Origin of the sequence: Streptomyces spiralis (assembly GCF_014654675.1) — a bacterium.
GTDB classification, from domain to species: domain Bacteria; phylum Actinomycetota; class Actinomycetes; order Streptomycetales; family Streptomycetaceae; genus Streptomyces; species Streptomyces spiralis.
Genome location: NZ_BNBC01000110.1, coordinates 1 through 5,018, shown reverse-complemented (window position 1 = coordinate 5,018; position 5,018 = coordinate 1). Strand labels below are relative to the sequence as shown.

Annotated in this window: 5 protein-coding genes; 3 read left to right on the top strand and 2 right to left on the bottom strand. The window is 71.2% G+C overall.

The features are described 5' to 3' along the window. The coding region (locus IE318_RS44000; RefSeq protein WP_189908436.1) for an alpha/beta fold hydrolase at positions 1-502 on the top strand (502 nt) is incomplete at its 5' end. Between the two features lie 923 nt (positions 503-1,425). Here the strand turns inward: IE318_RS44000 and IE318_RS43995 are convergent. After that, complete coding sequence (locus tag IE318_RS43995) at positions 1,426-2,070, bottom strand: ScbR family autoregulator-binding transcription factor (protein WP_189908435.1); 645 nt, start codon at positions 2,068-2,070, stop codon at positions 1,426-1,428. Between the two features lie 796 nt (positions 2,071-2,866). Then, entirely contained in the window at positions 2,867-3,877 is a 1,011-nt protein-coding gene (locus tag IE318_RS43990) for a ScbA/BarX family gamma-butyrolactone biosynthesis protein (RefSeq protein ID WP_189908434.1), read from the bottom strand. 295 nt (positions 3,878-4,172) lie between these two features. Here IE318_RS43990 and IE318_RS43985 point away from each other — a divergent pair, with 295 nt between their 5' ends. Both IE318_RS43985 and IE318_RS43980 read left to right on the top strand, forming a co-directional pair. Continuing rightward, entirely contained in the window at positions 4,173-4,382 is a 210-nt protein-coding gene (locus IE318_RS43985; RefSeq protein ID WP_189908433.1) for an acyl-CoA carboxylase subunit epsilon, read from the top strand. Positions 4,383-4,638: 256 nt separating this feature from the next. Continuing rightward, on the top strand, positions 4,639-5,018 hold a 380-nt coding region (locus tag IE318_RS43980), incomplete at its 3' end, for a carboxyl transferase domain-containing protein (protein ID WP_373311451.1).

Genomic DNA, 5,018 nt, shown 5'->3' with positions numbered 1-5,018 from the left:
CGGCCGCGTGGAGGCGGAGATCGAGCCCGATGTGCGGGGCTGGCTCGCGGGCTTCTACGCGGCTCTGTCCGCCGACACCATGCCTGCTCGGGGGGAGCCCGATCCGCACTTCGTCGCCGATGGCGGCGGCCGGCTGCGCGACCGCTTCCCCACGGGGGTCCTCCCGGCCTGGCTGAGCGAGGACGACCTCGACGTCTACGCCGGGGAGTTCGAGCGCACAGGGATCACCGGCGCACTCAACCGCTACCGCAACGTGGACCGGGACTGGGAAGACCTGGCCCCGCACCGCGGAGCCCCGATCAAGCAGCCCTCCCTGTTCATCGGCGGCGCCCTGGACGCGTCCACCACCTGGATGTCCGACGCCGTCGACGCCTACTCCATCACCCTCCCGGGCCTGTCGGCCTCTCACCTCCTGGACGGCTGCGGGCACTGGATCCAGCAGGAGCGCCCCGAGGAGGTCAACCGTCTGCTGACCGACTGGCTCGCCACGCTCCAGGGCTGAACCCGGCGGGCTGTCTGGGCAGCTTGGCGGTGCGTTTGGGGTGGGCGGTGGTGATGTAGCGCAGGGTGGTCTGCTCGGTGGTGCCGGACGGCTGCATCAGCGTGAGCGGTCGGTGCTTTCGGCTGTTTGGTCGAGGATGTGGTCTGGGGTCTTGTCCGGGGCGGGGGTTCCTCCGCCAGTGGTGTCGGTGCTGGTGGTCGGCGCAGGCCTTGGGTGTCTGGGTCTTCGGCCGTCAGGTGGAGAAGGTTCCCCATGGTGGGGTCGGTGTGCTCGCGCAGCGACAGGCCGGTCTTGGTGATTGTGTCCGGCTCACGCATCCGGTCCTGCGGAGCGGTCCGGACCAGGGGCCGATCTCGTTGCGATACCGGCGCAGCTCGCGTTTGCGTAGGCGTACAGGCTGACCGTCCAGCCCGTATCGCGCACCTGGACGTCTGCGGCGGGCGGCAGCGTCGCTCGTGCGGTCGACGTCGAACGCGTAGAGACACATCGGCACGCCCCGCGTTGCGCGGGCGCGGACTCCTGCCACCCCGCACGAGCATGTGTGGAGAGCGACGTGGCGTGGTGTGCGCCGGTCCGGAGCATCGTCAGGGCTTGTTGCTGACTGACGTCGTGGCCGGCAGCGGGGGGTTGGGGAGGGCAGGCCTGCTGTGGGAGAGCTGTGGCATGCGATGTTCCGATGCGGGTCGTGGTGGTGCACGGTCGCGGGGATGCCGCCGGGCACAGCAGACGTCTCTTCCGAATCCATCGCGAACCGCGGTGGACGCACGCTCGCGAACGGATCGAACGTCCGCTGTTGCCGCTCGCTGTCCGGCGGGGCGTCCCGCAAACTCATGGGGCGCGGCCTGCGGACCAGCCGTCCGGCCCGGATCCGGGGTCTCCTGATCACTCTTCAGTGCACGGCTCGGTGAGCGGCCGGACAGCTCTTAGGCGGGCTGTGCTGTGAGTTGGTTGTGGAGTTTGAGTGTGCGGTTTTCGCTCATGTCGACGGAGGCGAGGACGGAGGGGATGACGATGCTGGGCAGGAGGTGGCGCAGGAGTGCGTTGACTCTGGGGGTGAGGTCCTGGTAGTCGCTCAGGGCCTGGGACATGGATTGGATGCCTGCGTATGTGCCCACGATGACGCCGGCGGTCTCGGCGGGGATGATGTGGGGCAGGAGTTCTCCTTGGGCCTGGGCTTTTTCCAGGCGTTCCTGGACGATTTCGTTCCAGCGGACGAATGCGGCGCCGCGGTCGAGGCCGTCGGCGAGTTGGTCCATGGCCAGGCGTACTGCTGCGCGGACCATGGGGTCGGTGCGCAGGTGGTGGGTGTGCAGCAGTACGGCGTCGACGACTTCCTGGACCTTGGAGGGGCAGTCGGGAACGGTGAAGTCCTGGTTCTGGGAGCTGATCACTTCCTGGGCCAGGTCTTCCTTGGAGGAGAAGTGGAAGTACAGGGCGCCCTTGGTGACGGCGGCTTCGGAGAGGATCTCGGCGATCGTCGCCGCCTTGTACCCGCGCTCCTGGAAGACCTTGGCCGCGGCGAGCAGGATCGTCCTGCGGGTGCGGACGGCTCGCTCCTGCTCTGCCATGTGCCCCTCCGTCGATCGGTGAACTCTGGGATGACCCCCGGGTTGCAAACCATCCAGTCCGTATTTTAACAGGTCGGGATCACCCGCCGACAGGCCGTTCCGGGTGCGCCGCAGGTCCGCCGGGCCCGGGGCGCAAGGCGGCTCGGGGTGCAGAACGCGAGACGGCTCGGGGTGCTGAACGACGGGAGCGGTTCGGGGGTGCTGAAGGGGAGGAGCGGCTCGAGGCGCGCAGGCGGGACCGGCCGCCGGACGCGGATCGCGCCCGGCGGCCGGGGCAGGCGGGGCCCGCCCGCCCCGGGGCCCGCCCGTCCCGGGGCCCGCCCGTCCCGGGGCCCGCCCGTCCCGGGGCCCGCCTGCCCCGGGGCCCGCGGCCCGCCCGGTGCGGGGGCCGGCCGGGCCGTGCGGTCAGTTGTCCGGTGCTGCCGTCACGGCCGTGCGGGGCACGGGCCGGTCGGTGCTGCTGTCACGGCCGTGTGGGCTGGTCACGGTCGTGCGGGGCACGGGCCGGTCGGGCCGTGCGGTCAGTTGTCCGGCGCTGCTGTCACGGTCGTGCTGGGCAGGGGCCGGTCGGTTGGGCATGGGCCGGTCGGTGCTGCCGTCACGGCCGTGCTGGGCTGCTGTCACGGTCGTGCTGGGCTGCTGTCACGGTCGTGCTGGGCTGCCGTCACGGCCGTGCGGGGCGTGGGCCGTGTGGGCTGCCGTCGGGGTCGTGCGGGGCATGGGCCGTGTGGGCTGCCGTCGGGGTCGTGGTGGGCGTGGGCCGTGGGTGCTGCCGTCGGGGTCGTGTGGGCTGCTGTCAGGGTTGTGTGGGATGGGGGTCGGTGGGTGCTGTTGTCAGGGTTGTGGTGAATACGGGTTCGCCGTGCTGGTGGCCGGTGATGAGGACGGTCTCGGGGTCTTGGGGTGCGGTCTTGGGCAGGGGCAGGGCGTCGATGAGGCAGGGCAGGTCCAGTTCGGTGTATTTGGTGAACTGGCATTGCAGGGTGAGGGGGAGGAGGGGGGAGGTGTGGGGGAGGACCGCGGTGGCGGCCTGGCGGGCGGCTTCGAGCAGCACCATGCCGGGGACGTGGTCGACGTGGTGGTCGAAGAGGACGGGGTGGCGGGTGTCGATGCGCAGTTGCCAGCGGTTGGGGGTGCTGGTGGGGGAGAGGACGACGTCGGCCGGTGAGTGGCGTCCCACGCTCTGGGGGGCCAGTGGGGCCGTCAGGGGGATGGGACAGTGTCCGGCGCTGAACACGCGCTCGGGGCGCAGCCGCCGGTAGACGGCCGGGGCGACGGTGCTGAAGGAGATCTGTCCCTGGGCGGCGGGCCGTCCCTCGCGCAGGACGGTCGTCTCGTAGCGCATGCCGGTCAGCCGCCGGCCGCGTTTTTTGACTTCCTTGCAGGTGATGTCGAGGTCCAGGGCGGCCGGGGCCCGGCCGATCCGCAGCTGGTCGGGGCATACCGTCAAGGTGAGTTCCTCCATCAGGAACTGGTGGCCGAAGGGCACGCCGAACTCGGCGTGGGCGAGCAGGGCGCCGGCCTGCCGGATCGTTTCGGCGGCGATCAGCGGGTCGTGGTGGCCCCCGTCGACGGGGGTGAAGAAGCTGTGGCCCCGCGGCCACTGGGCGGTCATCGCGAAGCGGGTCTCGCCCAGGCGCTGCCAGCCGGTGAGCATCACCTCGGCGACGGCCGCGCGGTGCACCAGTTCCCTGGGCACCGTGGTGGTCAGATGCCCGTGCAGCGCCGCTGCCCACGAGGGCCACGGTGCGGTTTGCTCCGTCTGCTCGATCGACGGACCCTCGAACCGGAACGTGTTCGCGGTCATCGCTCCCCCTGAACGAGATCGAAAGATGGGGCTCTGCGGAGGACCAAAAAGATAGAGACCGCCCGGTTTGATTTCCAGAGGAAGCGTCGCCTCCGCCCCAGATCGTGCGCGGCCCCCGCCCGCACCCGGCCGGCACGGCTGCCCGGCCTCGCCGCGTTCTTCGGTGTCGGGCCAGCTCAGGAGGGGCCGCGGGCGTTCGAGGGCCGCCCGCGGCCCCTGCGGGGGTTTCTCGAGCGGGGCTGAAGTCTCTCTGTAGCGCGGTGGCGCACGGTGGCCGGGAGTGGAAGGAGCGGACATGGACGAACCGGGCGTCCCCGGCCTCGCGCTGCGCATAGAACGCGGCCGGGCCGATGAGGAGGAGCTGGCCGCGCTCGCCGTCGTGCTGTGCTCGCTGCTGGCCGGGCGGGAGGCGGCGGATACCGGGCAGGAGCCGCCCGGCGTCCCCTCGTGGCGGCGGCCGGAGCACTCCGGCGCGGCCTACCGCTCGCCGTACTGCTGGCGGTAGCGCCCACCGGCCACCGGCCACCGGCCACCGGCCGCCGACCGCCGGGCGCCGACCGCCGGGCGCCGACCGCCGGGCGCCGACTGCCGGCCACCGGCCGCCGGCCGCCGGCTGTGGGGGCCGGCAGGCACTTATCCAGGGCTGATTCATGTGCGCGCTGACACGCCCCCTCTATAAACCGCATAGACGGTTTGTTAGTCTGGGGCTTTATTCCGGCCGCGCTCATGAGGAAGGAGGCATCGTGACAGTCCTCAATGACATTCCTCGGGTGTCCGCGGAGGTCTCGGATGTGCGCGGGTGCGTCGCCGAGCTGCACCAGATCCGTGCGCGGGCGGTGGCGGGTCCCGGTGAGAGGGCGACGCAGGCGCAGCACGCCAGGGGCAAGCTGACCGCGCGGGAGCGGATCGGGCTGCTGCTGGATGAGGGGTCCTTTAGGGAGGTCGAGCAGTTGCGCCGGCACCGGGCGACGGGTTTCGGCCTGGAGGCGAAGAGGCCGTACACCGACGGTGTGATCACCGGCTGGGGCACGGTGGAGGGCCGTACGGTCTTCGTCTACGCCCATGACTTCCGGATCTTCGGCGGCGCGCTGGGCGAGGCCCACGCCACGAAGATCCACAAGATCATGGACATGGCCATCGC